Here is a 25,433-nt window from a genome sequence, read left to right on the forward strand (position 1 = left end):
GCGGCAATGATTTTTTTTACCTTAGTAATTCCAATTGTCTTGCTTAATTATTTTGTTAAATATAATGAAATTAGACTCTTTAGTCTTCTTTTTTATAGTTTATTTTGTGTATATGCAACATATGAAATTTTGCAACATAATAAGCTTCATTTTTATGCTAATTGTATCTTATCAGCAACCGCTCTTTTACCATTATTTTTAACTTTGCCGGTTTGAGATTCTAAAACTTCAAGCACAATTTTTGAAGGAATTAGACCAACCTTAAATATAAGCGATGCCTTAAATTTAAATAGAAACTGAATGATTAATTTAAATCTTTGATGAATTAGTTTTTTAATCGGCCCTGTTGTTTCGTCACTATTTTTCTTGACTAATATTTATTATTTTAAAAGTAAAAAAGAATTTTTTGCTAACTTATTTGTGACTTTTTTTGTGACTACTTTTATGCCTCTTTTTAGCAAGCTTCTTTGATTTTTTAACACTTTTAACATCTATGCTTTTGCCGTAACTTTCTTTATTCCAGTTGTTGTTGATGTTTCTGGTTATTTTGGTGGGAAGGCTTTTGGAAGAAAATTAATTAAAAGAAGATTTTCAAAAATAAGTCCTAACAAAACTTGAGAAGGAGCAATTATTTCTTATGTTTTGGGAACAATTGCTACTGTTGCTTTAATAGTTATTCCAAGCATTGTAAATGCACCAAATTATTTCAGTTTTTATTCAAATTTGTGAAAAAAGATAATAACGCCAATTATTTTACCAATCATTTCTATAATTGGTGATTTAACATTTTCTATGTTTAAAAGATTTATGCGAGTCAAAGACTTTTCTAATTTAATTCCAGGTCATGGTGGACTCATGGACAGGTTTGATGCGATGTCATTTGTAATGAGTTCAACATACATTATTTTGATAATTTAAGGAGCAGCAATGAAAAAACTAGATGAACGAATAAGAAAGATATGCGAACATATAAAACTAGAACCGAGTGAATTTTTATATGATGCCGAGGTTTTAGAATTTGGAATCCAAAAATCCAATGATAGACTTTTAATTTCATTAAGATTTGAAAAACATCCTCCAATCAATGACTTTAAAAAATTCTATTTAACTTGTGTTAATATCCTTAAAAAAGTTGACCTTAAATTTCAAATTAATTATGTAATTAATGATATTAAAGTGATCAGTGACTACTTAAGTTTTATAATTGCCCACAAATATGCTAATTTATCTGCACTTTTACCTTTTATAAGCCCTCAAACTATCAAAATTGATGAAGAACAAATAACAATTTATGTTTCAAGTGAAGAAATCTATAGACAATTTAGTGAAAAAACTAGACAAATCAAGACTGCTTTAAAAGAAGCTGGTTTTAGTTTTCCTAATGTTTTAATTGCTGGTTCAAATCTCGGAATAGACATAATCAAGAGAGAAAAACAACAAAAGATACAAGAAAAGATGAAGCAGTTTGATTCATTAGCTAAACAATATGAAGAAGAAAGAAAAATAATCGAAGAAGAACAACAAAACTTTTCTAAATATAAAAGAAAAACTAGTTCGGTGAGACTTACAATTTCAGAAGCAGTTAATTATCAAACAAGTGCTGATGGCGAAAGAGTTCAAGTAACTGGTGAAGTTTATAAAATTGAATCTAGAAGAATTAACGGAAATAGATCAATATTTTTTATTAGTATTAGTGATTATCAAGAAGCAATTCAATGCAAGTTATTTCTAGATTCTAATGGTGAAGATTTCAAAATGGTTGAAGTAGGTAAAACCTACACCTTTCAAGGTAAACTAACACATGACAATTTTTATAACGCAAATTCAATTTCATTATATAAAACGGGAATTTCAAAAGCTGAATCTATTAGCAAGTTATCTTCAGATAAAGCATCTAGAAAAAGAGTAGAACTTGCTGCAAGAACCAATATGTCTGCTCAAGATGGAATTAGCAGCGTTACTGATTATTTAAATGTTGTTAAACAATATGGGCACGAAGCAATTGCAATTTGTGACCGTGATTCTGTGCAAAGTTTTCCAACTTTTTATAATACTGTAAAACAAATGAAAGGAATTAAGCCAATTTATGGTGCAACTTTCTCATCTGTTGATAGCAGACCAAATTTCTTCTATAACTTTAAAGAATTTGATATCAAAAGTACTGAGTATGTTGTCTTTGACTTGGAAGCAACAGGCCTTTCTGCAAGGTTCAGTGAAATTATTGAATTTGGTGCAAAAGTTTTAAAAGATGGTGTGGAAGTTGAAGAAATTCAATTCTTTATTAAACCGACTAAACTTCTCCCTTCTCATGTTGTTAAACAAAGCAACATTAAAGATGAAATGTTAAAAGATGCAATAAGTCAAGAAGAAGGAATTAAGAAGATTTATGAAATTCTAAAAGATAGAATCGCTGTAGCTCACAACGCCAATTATGACATTAATGTTGTAAAGCAAAAGTGTGTTCAGTATGGGTTAGATGAAAGCAGAATTTATGGTGTTGATACATTAGCAATGGCAAACTTTTTATTCCCTGAAAAAGGTAGAATAAATCTTGGTGCTGTTGCTAAAAAAGTTGGTGTCGAATATGATGTAACCAGTGCTCACCGTGCTGATTATGATGCTCGCGTTTTAACTAATATTTGAAAGAAAATGATTGTTAAACTAGATAAAGAACATGGCATTAAAAAAGCAAGCGATTTATTCAATGTAAATACCAAACATATGCAAGCTAAAAAAATACCAAGTGAAGTAAGAATTTTAGCTAAAAATCAAGCAGGATTAAAGAAATTATTTCAACTCATCTCAACCTCATTAACTACTCAATATAAAAGGAATCCTCAATTATATAGAGACAAGTGAGAAAAAGACCCAGACTTATTCTTTGCATCTGCTGCTCACAAGTCATATTTGTGGGAAGAAGTTATTAATGGGAGTGATGAAAATATTGAAAAAGCAATTCAACTTTTTGATTACATTGAGCTTCCTCCGATTTCAAGTTTTAACTATCTAGTAAAAGGTGAATTTTTAGATCAAGAACAACTTGAATTTGCATATAAAGATTTAATTAAAAAAGCTAAAAAATTTAAGATTCCATGCGTTGCTGTTTCTGATTGTAGATATATTCATGAGTTCCAACAATTAATATACGATATCTATATTGAAATGCCCGGTCTAGCTGGTGAAAGACATTGAGCAAATGAATATCATAAACACGCGAAGATAAATCTAAAATTCCTCACTACAGAAGAGATGATTCAAGAATTTGCCTTTCTTAAAAATGATAAATTAATTCAAGAAATTGTTATTGATAACAGCATTAATATTGCTCAACAAATTGACAATAATATTAAAGTTTTAAAACAAGGATTGCACTGCCCAATTTTTGATAATTCAGATGAAAATTTAAGAAAATTAGTTTATGAAAAAGCTAGTGAAAGATATGGTGAAAATATTGATCAAAGAATCAAAGAAAGAATAGATAGAGAACTTGAACCAATTATTAAATATGGTTACTCAGTAACATATTGAATTAGTCATAAATTAGTTAAAAAATCTAATGAAGATGGTTATGTTGTTGGAAGCCGTGGTTCAGTAGGAAGTAGTATTGTTGCAAACCTTGCCGGAATAACAGAAGTTAACCCGCTTGAACCTCACTATTTATGTAAGAAATGTAAGTACTTTGAATGAGCTTCAAAAGAATATTTTGATGGGTGAGATTTACCTGATAAAAAATGTCCAAAATGTAATGAAAAAATGAGCAACGATGGACATAATATTCCATTTGAAACTTTCCTTGGTTTTAATGCTGATAAATTCCCAGATATTGACTTAAATTTTAGTGGTGAATATCAACCCGTAATTCACAATCATGTTAAAAAACTTTTTGGTGATACTCACACTTTAAGAGCGGGGACAATTTCTACTGTTGCTAATAAAACCGCATATGGTTTTTGTAGAAAATATGCTGAATTAAATAATATAGTTTGATCATCTCAATTTCTTGATTTTTTAGCAAGTAAAACTGAAGGTGTTAAAAGAACTACTGGGCAACACCCAGGAGGAATAATAATCATTCCAAAAGAGTTTGATGTTGAAGATTTTACTCCAGTTAACTACCCAGCAAATGATGTTGGAAGTAGTTGAAAAACTACTCACTTTGATTTCAATGCAATTCATGACAATGTTCTTAAACTTGACTTACTAGGTCATGATGATCCTACGGTTTTAAGAATGCTTGAAGATTTGACTAACATTAGAATTAAAGATATACCTAAATTTGACAGCAAGTTAATGAGTTTATTTACAAGTGTTTCAGCATTAGGAATTAAGCCAGATGATATTAATGGTGAAATAACAGGAGCTTATGGAATTCCTGAATTTGGTACAAGATTTGTTCGTGGAATGTTAAAAACAGCCAAACCTAAAACATTTAACGATTTAATTTTACTTTCTGGTCTTTCTCATGGAACTGATGTTTGAGCAGGAAACGCTGAAGAACTTATTAAAAAAGGTAAGAAACTAAATGATTGTGTTTGTTGCCGTGATGATATCATGCGTGAGCTGATTAACTATAAAGTTGATAAACTTGAAGCATTTAATATTATGGAAAAGGTACGTAAAGGTAAAGGGTTAACTTCCGAGTGAGAAATAATGCTTAAAAATAAAAAAGTGCCTCAATGATATATTGATTCACTAAAGAAAATTAAATATATGTTTCCTAAAGCTCATGCAACCGCCTATGTAATTTCAGCTTGAAGAATTGCTTGATTTAAACTTTATTATCCTTTAGAATTCTATTCAGCATTCTATTCTTCAACTAAATCTGATTCAATTAATATCAAAATAATGAGTTCTGGAAGAAAAATTGTGGGTGAAGAACTAAGAGCTCTTAAGAAAATTTATAGTTCTAACAACGGCTCTCAACTAACAACTAAACAAGAAAACTTAATTCCAATTCTTGAAATTACAGAAGAACTTTATGCTAGAGGATTTTCAATTCAAAATGTAAATCTTAAAAAATCTGATGCTAAAAAATGATTAATTGATTATGAAAATAAATCATTAATTCCACCTTTTGTTGCAGTTGAAGGACTTGGTGAAACTGTTGCCCAAACAATTGTTAAAGCAAGAGAAGAACATGAAATTTTATCAATTGAAGATTTAATTGATAGAACTAAATTAAATAAAGGAATTATAGCTGAACTTCAAAAATTAGAAATTCTTGAAGACTTAGATGAAACAAATCAAATCCCATTATTTTAAATTAAAAGTAAGCCTTAGTTGCTTACTTTTTTAATATCTAAAAGAATGTATAAAATTACTCTTTTAATTCTACTTTTTGTATATCTTTTTGAAGTGCATAAATCTACAAATTCATCATAAGATTTAGCATCTATATTCTTCTTAAAAAGATTTTCCATCCCTTCAGTAACTAAGTGAATTTTTGCAATTTCTTCGCTTGATTTTGTACAAATAATTTCTTGAAATTTAGGATATAAATCTCTTATATCTTTAAAAGGCCCTTTGTAAGAAATTGGACAGAAATTTGATACATCTTTTCCTTCTTTTAAAAGAGAGCGAATTAATGTTGCTGAAGCATAAATTTCATTTGCTTTTTCGCTATTATGTTCAACGGTTCTTTTGAAAGAAAAGGCTTTGATTGACAGATTGTTTTGAACAATATATTTAACATATTCAAGGCCTAGAATATCTTTTGGAACGTTTTCTTCACCGATTAATTTAGCAAGGGAAAGATAAGAGGCTAAAACGAAAGATTTGCCTTCTTTCAAGGTCTTTTTTAGATTTTCATTATATGTTGAAAGATTGTTTTTTATTGCATTTGCTGCGTTGTAATAAGGTTCAACAGTTTCAGTATCGCTTACTCCAAAACATAAAATATCAATTCCTTTTTTAAGAAGTAAATCAATTGCTCCTTTGGCAAAAATATGTGCTGCTTGAGTCGAAGTAAAAAAGTCAAGTTCATAAACTTCATCAATACCAAATTTTAAGGCAATTTCTTTCCTTTTTTCAAAGGGTAAAATTGCTATTTCACCGCGTTGAACATAGTCAGATGAAAGAGCACAAATAATTTTTGATTTAGGAAACTTTTCTTTAATTTTTTGAATTAAATATTTATGTCCATTATGAAATGGATTGAATTCAGCGATTAAACCTATTTTCATGTTTTTATTTTACTTTAAATTTGCGGAAAAAGAGAAATAAAAAACCACTCAACTTTGAGTTAAATAAAGTCAAATGGCTTTTTATTATTAATTAATTTCTTCAGCGGTTCTTTGTCTTGCGTCAACTGCTGATTTTAAGTTAACTTCAAATAGACCGGTTCATTTATCAATCTTACGTGATCTTTGTCTTACTGGAGTAAGTCTGTGTTTTCCAGGCAATACTGTGATTGTAATAATCATTTCTTCGCCAATTTCACTATAGAATTTCTTGTTTCCGTCAATGAAGAAATCACCTTTGTAAAGTGTTTTTCCTGCTGTTACGAAAGTTCTATTGTGAAGTGATTGTTTATGTGGAAGATTGAAGTTTGCGTTCATCTTGAATTCAACTTTTACGCCGTACATATCAAGAATGAATACGTCTTTTTCTTTAGTAATAAATTCAACTACAGCATCGTTAGGCATAATTAGTTTTCCAGAGCTTGAGTAAATATCGATTGAGTTTTCTCTGATTGCTCTAATTTCACCTAGAAGTGGACTTAGAATTACGAAGTCTTTAATTTTCTTACTAAATGAATAAGATTTAGGTTTTGCCGCTGGAGTTAAAGTAACATCTTTAAATTGAAGTGGTGTAGGTTGTTCAACTTCAATTTCAGTTGTTGTTTCATATTGAAGAGGTTTTCTATTTAAAGTAACAGTTTTTTCTTGAAAATCAAATTCTTCAGGTTCGTTTTCAATTTCAAATAATTCTTGTTCTTTTGTATTTTTGATTTCAGTCATGAAATCATCAAAGTCTTGTTTGTTTTGATTTATTACAAAGCTTCCTCTGCCTTCAGGCGAAGGAGCAACGGTTGGGGTTGAGAAACTTGGCCTAATTGTTTGAGTTTCTTCTTGTAAGTTTTTTGATTCAGTTAGAAACTCATTCATTTGTTGTTTGCTTGGATCAAATGTATAAGTTCTTGAAGAATCATCAGCATATTGTGCTTGAGGTTGTGAAAATTGAACTTGAGTAGTTGTAGTTGCTTCTCCTGGCTTAGGAACGGTGTAATAAATTTGAGTTGGAGTAGCCTGAATTACAGTTTGTTCAGGTGTAGGTGCTGTAACATAAATTGTTTTTGAACCTTGAACTGGTTGTTCACCCGCTTGCATTGGGGCAAGAGTTACTCTTTCAATAGGTGCTCTAACTTCTTGAATTGTAGGTTGAGAAGGTTGAATTAAACGTGGTGCTTCTCCGGTTACCATATGGTAAGTTTGGTATTTTGGAGGAACAGGAACAAATCCTGTAGTTTGCATTGGCATTTGTTGTTCAAAAGTATGAGTTGGAGCAAGTTGTTGTGGGCCTGCTGTTTCGATAGTGTGGAAATGTCTTCCTTGAGATAATATTCTTGTATTATCTAATCCGCTATCTTCATATCTTGATTTTTGAATTTCAATTGTTTTTGTAACTTCGTCAATGTATTCAACTCTGTTATCTTCATCAGGATAAATATTTAAGTGTTTGTTTCTGATGTGAACAAGTTTTTCTTCTCTATACTTACCGCTTAAGAAGTAGTTGATTTGTTTGTCAGTATTTTCAATTCTTCAAACTTTGTGAGTAGCAAAGCCTTTTCCTCAGTGTGTTCTTTTTCCAAGTTTAACAGTTAGAATGTAAGCTAGGAATGTGAAGAAGAATACTACTGCTCCGGCAACGTAAATGCTTCATCCGTTTTTAACTGGAGCCGCTGCTCATTTAGTTGGGATTAAATCTTTAAGTTGGTAAGAAACATCTACTAAGTTAGATTTAACATCAGCTAGTCCAATATTTTGTAAAGTAATAATTAGAATTGTAAGAACTGGTGTTACAAATCCCATTGCTAAGAAAAGGGCAGGAGAGAAGATGAAAACAATTAGAAGTGCTGCTTGACTTTGTCCAAGACCTAGAGAGCTTAAGAAAGCAAAGAAGTAAACTGGAAGAATAAATCCAAATGATTTTCTAGGTGTTGAGAACATAAATACGATTAATACTGCAGGTAGAACGAATACATTTAGCATAAGTGCGTATGGTTCGCTATTTACAGTAGTAATTCCATAAGATTGATACATGCTTTGTGCTACATCGCTGTAAGCAAATAATCAAGCAAATGGTTGGAATAAAACTCCAAAAATTGAAGCTTCACCCTTGCCGGTAGGAATTTTTGATAGCCCAAAACCTAATAGTTGGGTTAGAAGTGAATTAGCAATTCCAAGTCCTACGCTAAGGATGGCGATTATTAAAAAGGTGTAAAGAATTTCATTAGCCTTGTTAATTTGTTTTAAGGCAAAAATATTTGAAATCTTTGCAATTAATACTCCTAAAATAAATCCCATAAAGATTGATGGTTTAATAACTGAGAATTCAGATAACTCTCTTGTTAATGGCATGAACTTTGTTGGAATTTGTCATTTGTCGTTAAAAATGAAAAGTAATGTGTGTTGATCTGCTCAGTTAAACATTATAGAGCTTGATAAGAAGATTATCGGAAAGCCTAATAAAACTGATGCGGCTGCAATGAGCCTGTTTTTGCTGTAGGTAATTGCAATTGATAAAGCAACAACAGCAGGTGAAAGTAGGCTAAGAGCTGAAATAACTTTTAATGATGTTAGATAGTATCCTGAAGTTGCAACTTGTGGGATTCTGCTTAAATGATTAAGAACGCCTTGAAAAATTCCAACAATTAATATGTAAATTATTGGTACAAGAAAAGCTCTTAAATAGCCCGCAACACGTCTGTTGATTTTATCTGTTCAAGAAACCTTTTTCTTTTGGTCCAATGCAAGATTATCATCAGCAAGTGTGACTTTTTGAGTGTCCATTGATTTCCTTTCGTAAATATTATAAAGTTCATTTATTATAATAAATATTTAAGAAAATAAATCAATTGTGGGGCAAAAAATTACAATTTGTCAATTTTATAAAACTGCTTTTAGGAAAGTATTTTTTAAAAATAAAAAGTTTTGGATTTTAATAAATTACTTTATTTTGTATTTTGCATAGTGATTTTTTTGCATTTTTGAGTACTTTTTACTTTGGCTAATTTTTAAAATTATCATATTATGAACGGGTTTTTTGAAAAACTTATAAGGTAAAATAAAGGAAAATTCTGAAGGTAATTTTATTAATCCTTCACAACAATATCAAGCAATTGCCATATTAATGTAATAGTTATCTTTTTCGATTTTCTTAATTCAAATTAAGTGTTCTAATCTAAAGGTATTTTCGTTTAAGAAAAAAGTCATCAACATAATAATTGCAAAGCGAACAACATAAGTGTTTTTACTTTGAATTCATGATTTGATTAACTTTAAAAAGCAAGGTTCATCTTGCATTAAAAGTTTAGGTTTGAACCCATCTGATACCATTCAATTTGAAAGAGTTTGAACATATTTTTTAACTCTTTCTTTAAGTAAATTTATATCCTTTTCTTGTTCAAGTAAAAATCCATGAAGTAGATTTTCTTCTACAAAATAATGAGGCAATGAAGTAAGAAAATTATTAACTTCTTGCTTGTTTTCTTTTCATAATAACTTTGCCAAAGCTCTTAGTTTTGGAATAGGAACACCAAGAAAAAATTGGCTTTTTACTGTTGGACAAAGTGAAGATGAAAAAGCCTTATTTTTATCATTTGCTAGATTTTTTAACTTGCTCAAGATAAAAGAATCAATCATATATTTAATTATAAAATAGATTGAATTATAATAATTTAATAAGCCTTTGTTGGCTTCAAAAGTAACAGAAAAATATGAAAAAATACGTGTTTAAAGAAAATGAAAAACTTGATTCATTAGTTGATTATTTACTTTCTAAACCTAATTTAGAAGCCATTTTACTTAATGGTGAACTTGGTGCAGGCAAGACAGCTTTAACTAGTGAAATAGCAAAAAAACTTGGTGAAAAAAAGCAAGTCATTTCACCTACTTTTAATACTATTTTAGTTTATGATAAATTAGTTCATATTGATGCTTATAAATTAAAAGGTGATCTTTTTGCTTTTGAAGATTATTTTGAAGACAAGCTTGTCGTTATCGAATGAGCAAAAAATATTAAACATAATTTCAAAAGATATATAGAAATTGAAGTTTATTTTGATAAACATCAAAATCATGTTTTTGAAATTAAGAAAGAGGTTATGTAATGAAAATGTTTTTAGAAACTAGTTTAGAAGACTTATACATTGCCTTAATTAGTGGTGATTTTAAATTAATTAAATCAATCAGAAAAGAAAAACTTATTAAAAAAACAGATGCTCTTTTTGATGTTATTAATGCATTGTTTGAAAATTTAGAATACTCAATAAATGATGTAAAAGAATTTTATATAACAACTGGGCCTGGGTCTTTTACTGGAGCAAGAGTTGCCTTATTATTTGCAAGAACTATTGCTCAAGTTAAAAATGTTAAGTTATTTACTAACTCAACTTATGAGCTATTTAAAAAAGATCTTGAATTGCAAGATAGGTTTGATAATAAAGTTTTGATAAAAGCTAATAGTCATAATGTTTATTTAATCGAATGAAAGGGTGAGAAAATCACCTCAAAATTAATTGAAAATGAAGGTAATTATAATCAATTTGATTATAAAAATTTTGAGTTAAATCTTAAGGAATTTTTAACAACCTTTAAAGAAGAAAAAGACCTTTTAAATATTGACCTTTTATATTTGCATGATACACAGATTGGAAAGGTAAAGTAATGTTAATTTTTGCTATAGAGTCTTCTCATGATGATACTTCATTTGCACTTTTAGAGAATAACAAGCCAATTTGAATGAAGACCATGAGTCAAATTGAGATACATAAAAAATATGGTGGAACAATTCCTGAAATCGCTTCTCGTTATCATGTTAAAAATATTGGGATATTACTTGAAGAGTTAAAGAAACAAGTTGATCTTTCTAAAATAGATATTATTGCTTATTCACAGTTTCCTGGCTTAATTGGTTCATTACAAGTTGGTTATATTGTTGCAAATACATTAGGGTTAATTTTAAATAAACCAGTTATGGGATTAAGTCATCTTGAAGGTCATTTTTTCTCAGCTTTTATTGAAAAAGAGACAGTTTTCCCGACACTTGGACTTTTAGTTTCAGGTGGGCACAGCCAGTTAATGCTTTATAAAAGCAAAGATGAAATTGAAATTTTAGGTGAAACACTTGATGATGCTGTCGGCGAAGTGTATGATAAAATCGCAAGAAAACTTGAACTTGGATTTCCTGGCGGGCCTATAATTGATGAACTTTGAAGCGAGAATAAAGATAAATATCAAGATCATTTAACAATACCCAAAACAAAAAATGAGTTTGATTTTTCTTTTAGTGGAATTAAAACTCAAATTATTAACTTGATTAATAATCAAGTGAATAGGAAAGAAAAGATTAATAAAATAAAGTATGCTTGTGAGCTTCAAAATACGATTGTGAAATATCTAGAAAAGCAAATGAAAGCCGCGATTTTGAAATACAAACCTAAAGCGATTTGTTTAGTCGGCGGGGTTAGTGCTAATAAAGCAATAAGAGAAATGTTTTTAGGATTGCATGAAAATGTTTATTTGCCTAAGTTAGAATATACAACTGATAATGCGATGATGATTGCAAGACTTGCGAGCGAAAAGAATAAATAAAAAGTGCCGTGGGGCACTTTTTTTTGTTTTGTTTTGAGTGTAAAACTAACGTTTGGATTTATCGTAGTTCACACCGGAAGCAGCAGGGCCGGGAGCCATTTTACTAAAGGCCATCAGTGAGACCAGTGTAATTAAGTAAGGGAAGGTTCTAATTAGTGTTCCGTAGTCACCTAAATCTTTCTTAAATCATTTTTGAGTTAATTCTGAGAATCCAACTCCATCAGCAAGAACTCCAAGATAGAAGAAGATTGAGAAGAAGATTGAACAAATAAAGATAATTTCAACTCTTCAGTGACCCATAATCATAACAGCAAGTGCTAGGAAACCTAGACCTTGAATAGAACCTTTAAATGAGTTTCTGAATTCTTGAGAATAAATTGATCCAGCAACTCCGGCTATAAGTCCAGCAATGATAATTCCTTGTCATTTATATGAATTAACATTAATACCTGCAACGTCAGCAGCTTGTGGGTTTTCACCAATAGATCTGAAACGTAGACCTCATTTGGTTTTATTTAAAGCAATTCATGCTGCGATTATGATTGCGATAAATAAGAAGAATTTGAGACTAATAAATTCTTGTCATCATTTAGAACCAAGAACCATTTCGTTGACGTTAAATCTTAGAAATCCTTGAGGTTCAGCGATGCTTTTATTTTTAAGAATTAAAGTACAGATTCCGACTGCAAGAAGGTTAAGGGCAACACCTGATATAGTGTGGTCTGATTTAAGTTTGATAGTTGCCATGCCGTGAAGACATGAGAAACCAAGGGCAAAAATCATACCAAATAATAAAAGGATTAATTGGAAGCCAGAACCTGAAAGTGTTTTATCAATTTTGTAAATTAATGCACCACCAAGTGCATATCCTAGAGAACCCATTGAGATCATACCTTCAATACCAATGTTGATGATTCCGACACGTTCACAGAATACACCACAAAGGGCACCTAAACATAAGATGATAGCATAGAATTGAATTTGTCCTATCGCAAAATCCATATTATAGTTCCTCCTTTTTTGGCATTAAGGCTATTTTAGCATTCATATATTCCAAGAAAGCGGTTTGATTTTCATCTTTCATTAAACTTTCTTTTAAAGCTTTTCTTTTTTCTTTTCAAGTTGATTTAATTTTTTCAATTTCATCATTTGCTTGATTTATTAATTTAGATTTTTCTTCTTTGAAAACATTTCTTTGAGATTCTTTCAATGCTTTAATTTCAAGGTTACGTTGCTTGATAATTTCTGATCTTTGTTTTCTGAATTTCTTTCAATTTTCATCATTTGCTTGATTTATTAATTTAGATTTTTCTTCTTTGAAAACATTTCTTTGAGATTCTTTCAATGCTTTAATTTCAAGGTTACGTTGCTTGATAATTTCTGATCTTTGTTTTCTGAATTTCTTTCAATTTTCATAAGAATCTTTTAATCAGAAGTTAAAGTATTCAATGTGTTGTTTTTCAAGTTCTTTAACTTTGTTTTTGTATTGGAATTTTTCAGCTAAATACCAGTTTTTAAGATCCTTAATTGCAAAGTAACCTAATTCATTAAGTTTATTTTCAAGAGCATATTTTTCATTAGCAAGATTGATGAAAATATCTTCAACTTCTTTTGATGATAATGCATTATCTCCTTTTGCTCGAACTTTCAATAGAACTTCATCTTGAAGATCACGAATTTGTTTTTTAATTAGTTTGAATTCAGGAGCGTTCTTTTTGTATTCTTCCTTTAATAAAGCCATTTTTTCAAGATAAATTTTTCTCTTTTCAGGTAGATCGTTGAGTTCTTTCCTCTTGAGTTTAAAGGCTTTTTGCGTGTAGAGTTTAATAATTTTCCAGAAGAATCCAGCGGGCTGAAAGACTGATAAGGCATTTGAAAGTGCTGCGACATAAATTATGATTCCGATAATAACGTCGATTCCACCATCTTTAATTAAATCGTTTGAGAAGTAAAGGAGTTTTAGTCCAGCTTTTGAGTTATCTAAGATTGAATAGAAGGTTGATGAGAAGATTATTCCGATAGGCGAGTTTACACCGAGCAGGGCAATTGCAACGGTGTCGAAGCCCTTTGTGAGTGGTGCCTCTTGGACCTCGTACCTACCTTCAAAAATAACAAAGTAAATAAATCCAGCCAAACCTGCAAGAGCACCTGAAAATCCTAATGAAAGAATAGTGGTTGCATGTTTGTTAACACCGGCGTAGTTACTTGAATCTGGGTTAAGTCCGTTTACTTTTATTTTGTATCCTAAGGTTGTGAATTTTAAAACTAAGAATAAGGCTAGAGAGATAAAAATTAGACATGCAAGCCCCATTCAAATAAATGTAGTTCTATTTCAGAACCCATCAATTACAAGGTGAGCTGAACCATCGTAAATGTTGGGAGTTGGCAATTCTTTATATTTTTTAAAGAAGAATTTACCAATATAAACAACGATTCAGTTTAGTAAAATAGTTGAAACAACTTCATGAATTTTTAAATATGTTTTTAAAATTCCGGCAATAGATGCTAAACAAAATCCTGTTAAGATTCCGACAATCATTGCAACGAAAACTAGTCCAGAGTTTGTTACGTCTACTATAGAAGGGTCATGTGGTGATGTTTTATGAGTAAAGTTTAGAATTAATATTCCAAAGATACCACTAAGCATCATCTGACCGGCGACACCCATGTTGAAGAGTCCAGTTTTGAAACCAAAGCCGACACCGATTGAAGCAATTCCGTAAATTACTATTAAGTATAGAAGTCTTTGTCTATCTCCAGTGATCCCTTTTTTGAAAATATTAACAATAATTCCAAAAGGATTTTCTCCTGAGAATGAAAGGAAGAGAGCACCGATTAGTAAACTAAATACGATTGCTCAAAGTGAGTTGTAAACTTTTCTTCTTGAAGAGACGTTTGCATCAAGGAAAAACATTCTCTTAATTTTGCCAATAAAATTAAGTTTTTCTGGTTTGTTTTCTTCTTGATTATTTTTAGTTACTGTCTGAGACATCTGATGTTTCCTCCTTTCTTCTTTTCTTTCTGTTTGCGAATCATTCTTTTATTCTTACTAAAAGTTTTTTCTTTTTATGGCTTTCTTCTGATTGCTTATCAACAGAAGCAGCCATTAGAAGTCCAATTTCAGGTCTATTGTAGTTGCTTGCTTGTTTAATGCTTAATACTTTACCACCATTTAGAACGGCAATAGTATCTGCTAAAGCAAGAACTTCATCAAGTTCGTATGAAATTAGAATGATTGCTTTTCCTGCTTTCTTTTCCTCAATAATTTTTGAGTGGATTAATTGAATAGCACCAACATCAAGTCCCCGTGTAGGTTGAACTATGACTAGAATGTCATGTTCAGTACTCATTTCACGACCAACGATGGCTTTTTGTTGATTACCACCTGATAGTGAGCGGGCAAATGATGATCCATCTTTTGTTCCACGAACATCAAAATTATTTTTAATATCAAGGAAAAGTCTACGTTTTTCTTTATTATTTATGATCCCAAAAGGAGCATATTGTTTGTAATTTAAAAGTCTTATTATTGAGTTATCTTGAATATTGAAGTCAAGAATTAATCCATGTTTGTGACGGTCTCCTGGAACGACATTGATTTTTGCCTTTTTGTTTTTATCAGCAACACTTCAACCTGTAATATCAGTTTTACTTCCGTCTTCATTATTATGAAGTCAGATATGACCTTTAACAGGTTTAAGAAGCCCTCAAAGTACATATTCAAGTGTTTCTTGACCGTTACCTTCAACACCAGCAAAAGCTAGAACTTCGCCTTTGTGCAAATTAAAGCTTACATCGTGTAAAGGTTTTGCTAGTTTTGTGCTTGTTGAAACATTTTCAAATGATAAAACAACATCATTTTTAGAAACATCACTTACTAAGTTAGTAGGCAAAACAACTTTTTGTCCAACCATTGCTTCGGCAAGAAATTCAATGCTTGTGTTGGCAACATCGTAGGTTCCAATTACTTTACCTTTTCTAAGAACAGTTGCCTCATCAGCAACATCTTTAACTTCGTGTAGTTTGTGAGAAATAAAAATAATAGTTTTACCATTTTCTTTAAAGATTTTCATAGTTTTTAAAAGACCTTGAATTTCTTGGTCAGTTAAAACTGCAGTAGGTTCATCGAAAATTAGAATCTGTGCATCACGATATAACATTTTCATGATCTCAACTTTTTGTTGAGTAGCAACAGAAGCTTTTCCAGAAAGTTCATTTAAATCAAAGTGCAAATTGTATAGATCTTGGATAGCTTTAACTTTTAATCTAGCAGTTTTTAAGTCAATCATCATGTTTTTTTCAAATTCAGCGCCAAGAACAATATTTTCTAAGTTAGTATAAACATTAACTAATTTAAAGTGTTGGTGGACCATACCAATACCTAACGTATTGGCTTGATTTGGATCTTTAACAATGATTTCTTGTTCATTAATCTTAATTGTTCCTTTTGTTGGTTGATATAAACCGAACAAAATAGATGTCAAGGTAGATTTACCGGCACCATTTTCTCCAATTAAGGCATGAATAGAACCTTTTTTGACAGCAAAACTAATATCATCATTAGCTCTAAGCGTTCCAAAATCCTTTGTTACATTTAAAAATTCAACTGCGTTTTTATCCATATTTTTTGTCTTTCTTCCTGGTTAAATGTAAAAACGCAAAAGTTTGTTTTTGCGTTATTAATTATTTAATGATAGGTGATAAAAATTCTTAATTTATTTAATATTTTTAGACTAATACTATAAACCAGTGTTTAGTAGTTTTGATAGTTCGTTGACTAAAGTTTTGTAGAAGTCAGGACCAGCTGCGGCACCAGTAAGTTTTTTGTCTTCTTCATTACTTAAGATTTTGTCAACTGCTGATGAATTTTCTTTGTAGTATTTAACTGCAGCGTCAATGTGTTTTTGTGCAATTGTATTATCTGCTTCATTTGCAAGAGCAGCATTTGCGATTCCAACGAAAGCTTTGGTACTATCATTTGGGTCGTAACCAAATGATAATGCAGTAGCATTGGTTTTACCTGCTTCAAAGCCTGGGTAGAATGTTAAGTTCTTTTCTTGTTTGGTGTATAGTTCTGCTATTGTTGTATAAATAGCTTGTCCAACTTTTTTAAGAACTGATGAGAAGAATACTTTGTCTTCGAAAGCTTTAGATTGGTCAGCATCAACACCAATAACTACTTGTCCTTCTCTTCCATCTTTTCTTAATCTTTCAACAGCATCAATTGTGATTGATCCAGCAACTGGGAATAGAACTTGTGCTTTTGCAATACCGTTAACTGCAGCAGTTGCTTCAGCTGAACCTTGAACGAATCCTGTTTCAAGTTCTGTTTTTGCTGAAATAGAATAAACTTTGTCATCTGTACCTAAAGATTTATTTGCTTCAATAATCCCTCTATAAAAACCAACGATAAAGTCAGAAACAGCAGGTCAAACGATACCACCGAATGCACCAACAGTTCTTTTGTTTTTGTTGTCTTTGCCAGGGTATTTTTCAGCTAGATAGTTAGCTGTTGCTTGCCCAGCCATAAATTCAGCAGTTCTTGTGTTGAAAATAACTGGTAGAATTTGCCCAGGGATTGCTTTTTGAAGATCTGTCCCAGGAAAGTAAACACAAATGAAAATAATTTTATTATCAACAATTTTCTTTTTGTAAACTGCGTCTGTTAGTAATTTAGTTAAACTTGCTTCGTGTGTAAATCCACAAAGAACGATGTATCTAAATCCTTCATCTATAGCTTGTTTGTATGAAGTTTCAAGTTTTCCTTTTTCAACTTCAATGTATTTGTTAATTAATTCATCTTTTTTAGCTGTGTTAATTCCTAATTCAAAAGAAACTTTGTTTACAGCTTCTCAACCTGATTGGTTGAATGATTTGTCATTAATTGTTCCTTCATCAGTAATGAAGATTGCTCTTGGAGCGTTTTCTTTTGTCATTCCTTCAGGTAATTTCAATCCTTTGATTGAGTGAATTTCTGCTAATGTTTCTAGTGTTTTAACTCCATCAACTTCAATAACTTTGTAGTCATTTTTGTCTTTGCCACAGCTCATAGCAACTAAAGGTGTTGCCACAGCAAGAGGAGCACTAACGGCTAGAAGAATTTTAAAAAATTTGCTTTTCATATTAAACCTTTCATTTTGTAATTTCTTTATTTCACCATCGCATAAGAAATAAATAAATTTATGTAGTATTTTCAACCACAATGGGAGTTGTCTATTTGCCCAAAACTGATAAAATAAAGTAATTTTATTATAAGTTAAAAAAACTAGCAATTTCTTAAATTAATAAAAATATACTAATTAGTAAAACAATAAATCCTATATTTTTATCTTAATTCCTATATTTTTAAATCTAATTTTGATATTTTTATAAATTAAAAATAAGTAAAAAAATCAGGCATTTTAATGCCTAATTTTTCATCTATCTATTATTTAATAGTAATAAATTTCTTTTCTTCTGGAAGTTTTGAAAGTTCTTCAATAAGTTTCTTTTTTAAATCTGCATTTTTAACAGTAACTTCAACTTTTTTGCTTCTATCAAGATTACTTATAAAAAATATTGAACAATCAAAAACTGATTGAGGTAAAGTAATAGCTAAGATTTTTGTTGAATCAAATGCGTTAGGTTTAATAACCAAAAGGCCTTCGGGTAAAGTTACATTTTCAAGTTCAGTTTCTAAAAATGCACCTTCATCAATTTGTTTTAAATTCTTTAAAGTTTCCAAATTTATAGATTTTAATGGAAGTTTTTGAAATGCACCTTTTCCGATATATTCGATTGTGTCAGGAAGTTTGATGTGTTCAATTTTTGAGCGAGCAACATCTCATTTTGATTCAGCAACAATTTTGCTTAAAGTTTGAAATGAAAATGATGCATTTGGGATATGAGTCATTGTAGTTTGACCAATTAAATTTAATGTTTTTGTGTTTACATCAAAAGCATGTGGATTAGAAGGATTAATAAAATTGTAAGCTGTTGAGTTAGCTTTTTCCTTTTTGCATCCACATGAAATTGTTAGCCCAGTTATGGCAGCAGGTATACCTAATCCAATGGCTAAAAGTAAAAATTTATTCTTCTTAATTTTCATAAGTTTAATTTTAACACAATAGTAAGATTTGCTTTTTCAATTAGTCTAGTAGTTATTAAATTATTAGGTTAGATTTTGAATAAAAAAAGGTGCAAGCCCAAGATCATTAAAAATTTTACCTTGGTTTTGCACAAATTTATTATAACGTTAATTAATTCAAATTCAAAATTCACATCTTAAAACAAAATGATAACATAAGAAAAAAATAGTATTTTTAACTAAAATTTAGATATGAATAAATTTATTTTGCATAGTAAGTTTCAGCCAGCAGGAGATCAACCAGAAGCTATTAAATCTTTAGTTGAAGGCATTAATGATGGAAAGCAACATCAAGTACTTTTAGGAGTAACTGGTTCAGGTAAAACTTTCACAATTGCTAATGTTATTGAAAAATTAAATCGCCCAACTTTGATAATTTCACATAATAAAACTTTAGCTTCTCAACTTTACTCAGAACTTAAAGAATTTTTTCCTGAAAACAGAGTTGAATATTTTATTTCTTATTTTGATTTTTATAAACCAGAAGCGTATATTCCGACTGCTGATTTATATATTGAAAAAACAGCAAAAAATAATAAAGAACTTGAAGCAATGAGAATGAGTGCAATTAATGCTTTGACAATTAGAAAAGACACTATTGTTGTAGCAAGTGTTGCTGCAATTTATGGTGAGTTTAATCCTTATGAATATCGTGCTAATTTTTTTGATATAGAAGTTGGTATGAAAGTTGATAGAAGATTTATTTTAAATAAACTAAATATGATTGGTTATTCAAGAAATGATGTGGAATTAAATATAGGAGAACTTAGCGTAAAAGGAGATACTATTTACATTGCTCCAGGATATACAACTGATTTTTGAATACGTATTGAAATGTTTGATGATGAGATTGAAGCAATTTCCAAAATAAACCCTACCACAAGGGATATTTTAGAAAAAGGCAAGGTCAATAATATTACTGTTTTTCCAGCAACAACTTATACAGTAAACATGAATAGAAAAAGAGAAATGATTAGTGAAATCAAGGAAGAACTTGAAGAAAGAATTGCTTACTTTAAGAGCGAAAATAAATTAATAGAAGCTCAAAGAATTAAAGAAAGAGTTTTAAATGATTTAGACTCAATTCAAGAGTTTGGTTACACTTCTGGAATGGAAAATTATGCCAGATATTTAGATGGAAGAAAACCTGGAGAAAGGCCTTATACTATCTTTGATTATTTACCTCATGATGCCATGATTTTTATTGATGAAAGTCATATGATGATACCGCAACTTAATGGTATGTTTAATGGCGATAGATCAAGAAAAGAAACTTTAGTAGAATATGGATTTAGATTGCCTTCTGCACTTGATAATAGACCCTTGAGATTTCACGAATTTGAAGAGTTTCATTTTCCAAAAATTTATCTTTCAGCAACTCCAGGAGAGTATGAACTTAATAAGACAGAAGGAGAAGTTGTTACTCAATATATACGCCCAACAGGCTTGTTAGATCCTATCATCGAAGTAAATCAAACCGAGTATGTTGTGTTTGATATTTTTGAAAAAATTCAACAACAAATTAAGAAAAAAGAACGTACTTTAATTTTAACCACAACTAAAAAAAGAGCAGAAGAGCTTTCAACGTATTTCAAAGAAAGAAAAATAAAATCAGCTTATATTCATGACCAGTTCAAAATCTTTGAAAGAAATGAAATTTTAAGAGGGTTAAGATCAGGAAAGTTTGATGTTGTAATTGGAATTAACTTACTTCGTGAAGGAATAGATTTGCCCGAAGTAAGTTTAGTTTGCATTTTAGATGCAGATAGTCATGGTTTTATGAGAAACACTAGAAGTTTAATTCAAATCGTTGGTCGTGCCGCCAGAAATGATCATGGAAAAGTTATATTTTATGCTCAAAATTTCACAGAAGCAATGGTTGAAACTATTCAAGATAATGAAAACAAAAGAAAAATCCAACAAGAATATAATGAAAAACACGGGATTGTTCCTAAAACAATTATCAAAGATATACCAAAACCAATTAGTGGAATCAAGTTTGAAGACGTACTAGATGATGCTGAAGGCAAAGTTTATAACAGAAAATATATCAAGAGACTTGTTAGAGAAATGAACCAAGCAAGCAAAGAAAGAAACTTTGAAAAAGCAATTGAAATTCGCGACCATTTGTTTGAAATTGGTATTGATTTAGAAGAATTTAAGTCGGATAAACATAATAGTGATAACAAAAAGTCTTAGAACTTTTTATAATTTTAATATGAAGAAAATTAATTGTTTGGCAAAATTAGTTACATTTAGTGCGGTAAGTTTTTTACCCGTAGTTTTAATTTCATGTAAAAATGGAAGAGATGAAGCGGAAAAAAGACTAAAGAGAATCATCCAAGAAATGGAAGTTGAATTTGATGGTGATAAAAGTCAAGTTGAAGCTAAAAGCGTAACTAAAAAGCAAATTAAAATTACTAAAACTAATACATGAATTCATATTGTTAATTTAAATTTGAGCGTGAAAAGTGATAATACAACTTTACAAGTTAAAGTTGAATTAATTTATCACAATATACCTCAAATTAAAGTTACAAGAATCTTTGAAATTGCTGGTTTTAAATCAACTGGTACTGTTACTCCACCTCCTGTTCCAACGCCACCACCATCTGGAAAAAGTTCAATTGTTTGAGGCCATTGAAATGTTTTAAATTTGAGTGATGGAGGTGAAGAATATAAACATCGTGCAATTGCCCAAATTATTAATGGTGAAAAGTTTGATTTAATAGGATTAACTGAAATAAGAAGTACCGAAGGTGCCGAAAGGGTTTTAGATCTTTTAAAAGAAATAAATAGTTCTAATTTCAACATAATTCACTCAGAGCTTTTAAAAGGATCTTACGCAAGTCCTGGCCAAGCAGAATATGTTTCAATAATTTATAATTCTGATAAATTAAAAACATTGCCTTTTGAAAATGGGAAAACAGGCTTCTCATATACTGAAACTTTTGATCCTGAAGAGCCACTAAATGAATCTAATGGTGGAAAAGGGGAATATGTTCGCCCACCTTTTGGTGTTAAGTTTGCAGCATTAGATCATAATAAAAATCAAGTTGAAGATTTTACATTTATATTTGATCACTTTGATAGTCCAGGCGGAAAGGGCGGAGAAGGATCAAAAAATGGAACTGGACTTCAAGAACTTGCTGAAGCAAGACAACTTAAAAACGTATTTAAAAAGTATGATGAAATTGATGGCACAAATTCCGATTTATTCTTTGGTGGAGATACAAATATAAAATTCAAAAAGCAAGATTTTGCCTTCAATATGACAAATGAATTTAAGTTTTTATTCGAAGAAATAGAAGAAAATAAAACTTCACTTGGAATGAAACCTGAAGTTTATTCTAACACTTATGATAAATTAATTGCAAAGACTAATTTAAAAACCGAGTCAGGAATGATTCATAAACTTTGAAGTATAAACAATGAACAAATTAATACATGAAAAGCATTGTTCAAAAAATGAAAAATTTCTTTCCCAACTGAAGAAACCTGACCAAGAACAGTTAGTGATCACTGTGCAGTAAGTTCTAAAATAATTTATTAGCAATAGTTTTGATAATTAAAAAACTAAAGTTATAAATAGCAAATTTATAAAATTTGCTTTTTTTTGTTATTTAGCCTTAAACAAGGAGTGGAAAAACTTTGTTTTTGCTCATTTTTAATGTGAAAAGCAATAAAAAAGGCCAAAAATATTGTAAAAATGTATGATTTTCATTTGATTTTTAGTTTTTAATAATATAAAAGTTTAAAAATAATATTCTGTAGTTAAAAAAACTTAATAACAAGAGGAATAAAAAAATGTTAAAAAAACCATTCAAGATTGCTTTAATTGCACTTGGAGTTGCTGCTGGAGTTGCCACGGTAGCGACAATTGCAGTTGTAGCAAAACAAAAAAAAGATCTTCGTAATTATAGAGCCTATATTGAATCAGTTTCAAGTGTAGATAAATTACTTCCTACTGATGTTGAACAATTTGATGGTGATATTAAACCTAATGATTTGCCAAAGGACAAAAAAGGTATTTCTAAAATCAAGATTAAGGATTATGAAGAAGCTTTAAATAAAGCCAAAAAAGTAACTAGATCAAAAGACATTAATGCTGCTAAAAAAGAACTAGAAAAAGCAGTAGAAATACTTAAAAATTCTGTAGTAATTGGTACCTCAACTGCAGAACTTGCAAAATTAAAATACTACATTGCTCAAGTAGAAATTGAGAAATTATTGAAGGATGTAGAACAATCAAATGTCAAGCCTTTACCTGAAAACACGCCTAAAGGTAAAAAGGTGATTTGGAAAGATAAAGTTTTAGAGTATCAAAAAGCTCTTGATGTTGCCAAAGCAGTAACTGAAGAAACAAAAGCAGCACAAGCTAAAAAAGACCTTGAAAAGGCTGTCGAAAACTTAATTAGTGAAATAGTGACTGGAACATCAGAGAAAAATCTTGATGCTTTAAAATTTGTTATTAATCAAATTGAAAACGACATAATAACACTTCTATCAGACGTACAAATAATTGATGGAACACCTAAAGCAGAAGATATTGCACAAGGTACTAAAGCAATTGCAAAATCTGAAAAAGAAGCAATGGAAAATGCAATTAAAACTGCTAAAGAAGTAACTGACGAAACCAAAGCTGAACAAGCTAAAAAAGACCTTGAAGCAGCATTTGATAAATTTAAAAATTCAATAGTTGTAGGAATTTCGACCGCAGAGCTTCAATTATTACAAGCATTGATTTCTCAAGTTAAAACTGAGAATATTCTTAAGGATGTTTTAAGAGTAGATGGTGAAATAAAACCTGATGAAATTTCAGAAGATTTAAAAGCAATTAGTAAACAAACAGCGGAAGCATTAGAACAAGCACTAGCAGATGCAGAAAAAGTTACTGTTGAAACTGAAGCAGAAGCTGCCAGAACTAAATTACAAAATGCTTTTGATAAAGCTAAGGGCGAAATTGTTCAAGGTAAGAGTACTAAAAATATTGATGAGCTTAAAGCATTTCTTGAAACCTTCAAACCTGAACAAATTAAAAAGGATTTAAATTTATTAATTATTGATAAAGATCCATTGCTAGCAAAAGACATACCTCAAGGAAGAAAAGGAATTAGTAAAAAATATTGAGATAAATTTGTTGCTGCGTGAAATAAAGCATCAGAAGTGACAAAAGATAGTTTGGCAAAAGCAGCAAAAGATGAATTTTCACCAGTTGTTGCTGAAACACATAGTCATGTTCTTACTGGAACGTATGCACCTAATGTGGATAAGTTAAAAGGAGAACTTATTAAGTATAGTCCCGATAAGATATTAAAAGGTGTTACCGAAATGGTCCATTCTACCCACGAACCAATGGAAATTCTAGAAGGAAAAAAAGAAATTTTGCAAGCACATGCAGATGAGTATCGTGCCGAATGACAAAGACTTATGAAAATTGATTTAGAGAGTGAAGCTATTCAAGGATTGAAAGATTTGAATAAAGCCAAATTACTTGTACATAGCCGGATTGTTCACGGTAAAGCAAGTGCAAAATATCTTGAAATTAAAAAGCTTTTAATGGATAATACTACGGATAAAATAAAAGCAAGTTATTCAAACCTTGAAATCTACTTAACTAATAATATTGATGCTGGTGAAGTTGCTCCCGGAACTCATGGTGTTACTCAAAGATGAATAGATTTTTATACACATAAATGAAATCAATTTTTTAATCAACTTAAAACTAATGAAGATGCAACCGATAAGTTAAAAAATGAAATTCAACACCAAATTAATGAATTTAAAACCCGCATTGTTAAAGGAACAGGAACCACTCTTCAACCTAGTTTAAATATATTACAACAATATACAGAGGTTAAAAGTGACGGTACCTTACAAATGAAAGATACTAGTCAAATGTTATCTCAAATATTAAATGGATCCCCAAGAATGGATACATTTGTTGTTCCTAAAAAACTTAATGGAATAACTATTAAAAAAATTGGTGGTAAATTATTCTCAGATACAGATTTTATAAGAAGAGTCAAAATTTTAGCTGAAATTACGGATGTTGAATATGAAGCTTTTGTAGGTCATACAAAGGCTCCTGAAAAAGCAATTAAATATGTTGATTTTCCAAATTGCAATATTACTTTTGATAATCGTGTGTTTGCAGATGCTCGTTTGGAAAATATTATTCTTCCAAATTTTGCAGTTTTATCATCTGCTATGTTTTATGGTGCAACCATTGAACGTGATTTAGTATTACCTGATTTATATCTAAAAACAATACCAACTTATTGTTTTCAAAATATTCTAGTTAAAGGTGACATAATTTTCCCTAATAACTTAGATATAGTATTGGAAGCTGATTCATTCTTAGATGCAACAGTTAACGGATCAGTGTTCTTGCCAGATAACTCAGTTTATACTAATAATAAAGCAGAGTTTGATAAAGCATCTACTCAATTAGATTTCCAACCAAAACAAATGTAAATAAAAGAACTAAATAA

16 protein-coding genes are annotated in these 25,433 nt (G+C 30.2%); 8 read left to right on the forward strand and 8 right to left on the reverse strand.

Annotation, left to right across the window (positions count from 1 at the left end; all coding sequences use genetic code 4):
* Nucleotides 1-6 precede the first annotated feature (6 nt).
* Nucleotides 7-918 (forward strand): phosphatidate cytidylyltransferase, encoded by a 912-nt coding sequence (locus R9C05_RS02625; protein ID WP_318613913.1) that lies wholly within the window; start codon nucleotides 7-9, stop codon nucleotides 916-918.
* Between the two features lie 9 nt (nucleotides 919-927).
* Nucleotides 928-5,262: a PolC-type DNA polymerase III gene (locus tag R9C05_RS02630; RefSeq protein ID WP_121940850.1), complete on the forward strand. Its 4,335-nt coding sequence runs from the start codon at nucleotides 928-930 to the stop codon at nucleotides 5,260-5,262.
* Nucleotides 5,263-5,276: 14 nt separating this feature from the next.
* On the opposite strand, the gene R9C05_RS02635 is transcribed toward R9C05_RS02630, so the two are convergent.
* The 3 genes from R9C05_RS02635 to R9C05_RS02645 form a co-directional block, all read right to left on the reverse strand.
* Nucleotides 5,277-6,182, reverse strand: coding sequence for a nucleotidyltransferase (locus tag R9C05_RS02635; RefSeq protein ID WP_121940851.1), 906 nt, complete (start codon nucleotides 6,180-6,182; stop codon nucleotides 5,277-5,279).
* Between the two features lie 87 nt (nucleotides 6,183-6,269).
* Nucleotides 6,270-9,011 carry a hypothetical protein gene (locus R9C05_RS02640; RefSeq protein ID WP_121940852.1) on the reverse strand — a complete coding sequence of 914 codons (2,742 nt, stop codon included), beginning with the start codon at nucleotides 9,009-9,011 and terminating at the stop codon, nucleotides 6,270-6,272.
* A gap of 156 nt (nucleotides 9,012-9,167) precedes the next feature.
* A complete protein-coding gene (locus R9C05_RS02645; protein ID WP_121940853.1) occupies nucleotides 9,168-9,863 on the reverse strand; it encodes a DNA alkylation repair protein in 696 nt (231 codons plus the stop codon).
* Nucleotides 9,864-9,937: 74 nt separating this feature from the next.
* Here R9C05_RS02645 and tsaE point away from each other — a divergent pair, with 74 nt between their 5' ends.
* Genes tsaE through tsaD form a run of 3 tightly spaced genes read left to right on the forward strand, consistent with a single transcriptional unit; the run spans nucleotide 9,938 to nucleotide 11,813 of the window.
* Nucleotides 9,938-10,330, forward strand: coding sequence for a tRNA (adenosine(37)-N6)-threonylcarbamoyltransferase complex ATPase subunit type 1 TsaE (gene tsaE / locus R9C05_RS02650; RefSeq protein ID WP_121940854.1), 393 nt, complete (start codon nucleotides 9,938-9,940; stop codon nucleotides 10,328-10,330).
* Complete coding sequence (gene tsaB / locus R9C05_RS02655) at nucleotides 10,330-10,887, forward strand: tRNA (adenosine(37)-N6)-threonylcarbamoyltransferase complex dimerization subunit type 1 TsaB (protein WP_121940855.1); 558 nt, start codon at nucleotides 10,330-10,332, stop codon at nucleotides 10,885-10,887. Before tsaE ends, tsaB begins: the two co-directional genes overlap by 1 nt.
* The gene (gene tsaD / locus R9C05_RS02660) at nucleotides 10,887-11,813 is read left to right on the forward strand and encodes a tRNA (adenosine(37)-N6)-threonylcarbamoyltransferase complex transferase subunit TsaD (RefSeq protein WP_121940856.1); all 927 of its coding nucleotides are present in this window, start codon (nucleotides 10,887-10,889) and stop codon (nucleotides 11,811-11,813) included. Before tsaB ends, tsaD begins: the two co-directional genes overlap by 1 nt.
* A gap of 45 nt (nucleotides 11,814-11,858) precedes the next feature.
* On the opposite strand, the gene R9C05_RS02665 is transcribed toward tsaD, so the two are convergent.
* The 5 genes from R9C05_RS02665 to R9C05_RS02685 all read right to left on the reverse strand — a co-directional run bounded on the left by R9C05_RS02665 (nucleotide 11,859) and on the right by R9C05_RS02685 (nucleotide 18,900).
* Nucleotides 11,859-12,815 (reverse strand): ABC transporter permease, encoded by a 957-nt coding sequence (locus R9C05_RS02665; protein WP_121940857.1) that lies wholly within the window; start codon nucleotides 12,813-12,815, stop codon nucleotides 11,859-11,861.
* A 1-nt stretch (nucleotide 12,816) separates the two neighbouring features.
* Nucleotides 12,817-14,805, reverse strand: a complete 1,989-nt coding sequence (locus tag R9C05_RS02670) for an ABC transporter permease subunit (RefSeq protein WP_318613914.1) — start codon at nucleotides 14,803-14,805, stop codon at nucleotides 12,817-12,819.
* Complete coding sequence (locus R9C05_RS02675) at nucleotides 14,786-16,435, reverse strand: ABC transporter ATP-binding protein (RefSeq protein WP_121941033.1); 1,650 nt, start codon at nucleotides 16,433-16,435, stop codon at nucleotides 14,786-14,788. The genes R9C05_RS02670 and R9C05_RS02675 overlap by 20 nt, the downstream gene beginning before the upstream one ends.
* A 117-nt stretch (nucleotides 16,436-16,552) precedes the next feature.
* On the reverse strand, nucleotides 16,553-17,935 hold the full coding sequence (locus R9C05_RS02680; RefSeq protein WP_318613915.1) for a BMP family ABC transporter substrate-binding protein: 1,383 nt from the start codon (nucleotides 17,933-17,935) through the stop codon (nucleotides 16,553-16,555).
* A 305-nt stretch (nucleotides 17,936-18,240) separates the two neighbouring features.
* A complete protein-coding gene (locus R9C05_RS02685) occupies nucleotides 18,241-18,900 on the reverse strand; it encodes a leucine-rich repeat protein (protein WP_121941035.1) in 660 nt (219 codons plus the stop codon).
* Between the two features lie 231 nt (nucleotides 18,901-19,131).
* Here R9C05_RS02685 and uvrB point away from each other — a divergent pair, with 231 nt between their 5' ends.
* From uvrB to R9C05_RS02700, 3 genes are all read left to right on the forward strand, one after another.
* The gene (uvrB, locus tag R9C05_RS02690) at nucleotides 19,132-21,138 is read left to right on the forward strand and encodes an excinuclease ABC subunit UvrB (protein WP_121941036.1); all 2,007 of its coding nucleotides are present in this window, start codon (nucleotides 19,132-19,134) and stop codon (nucleotides 21,136-21,138) included.
* Nucleotides 21,139-21,175: 37 nt separating this feature from the next.
* Nucleotides 21,176-22,492: an endonuclease/exonuclease/phosphatase family protein gene (locus tag R9C05_RS02695; RefSeq protein ID WP_147437893.1), complete on the forward strand. Its 1,317-nt coding sequence runs from the start codon at nucleotides 21,176-21,178 to the stop codon at nucleotides 22,490-22,492.
* A gap of 254 nt (nucleotides 22,493-22,746) precedes the next feature.
* Nucleotides 22,747-25,416 carry a leucine-rich repeat protein gene (locus R9C05_RS02700; RefSeq protein WP_121941038.1) on the forward strand — a complete coding sequence of 890 codons (2,670 nt, stop codon included), beginning with the start codon at nucleotides 22,747-22,749 and terminating at the stop codon, nucleotides 25,414-25,416.
* Nucleotides 25,417-25,433 lie beyond the last annotated feature (17 nt).

Origin of the sequence: Metamycoplasma subdolum, from assembly GCF_033546815.1 — a bacterium.
GTDB classification, from domain to species: Bacteria; Bacillota_I; Bacilli_A; order Mycoplasmatales; family Metamycoplasmataceae; genus Metamycoplasma; species Metamycoplasma subdolum.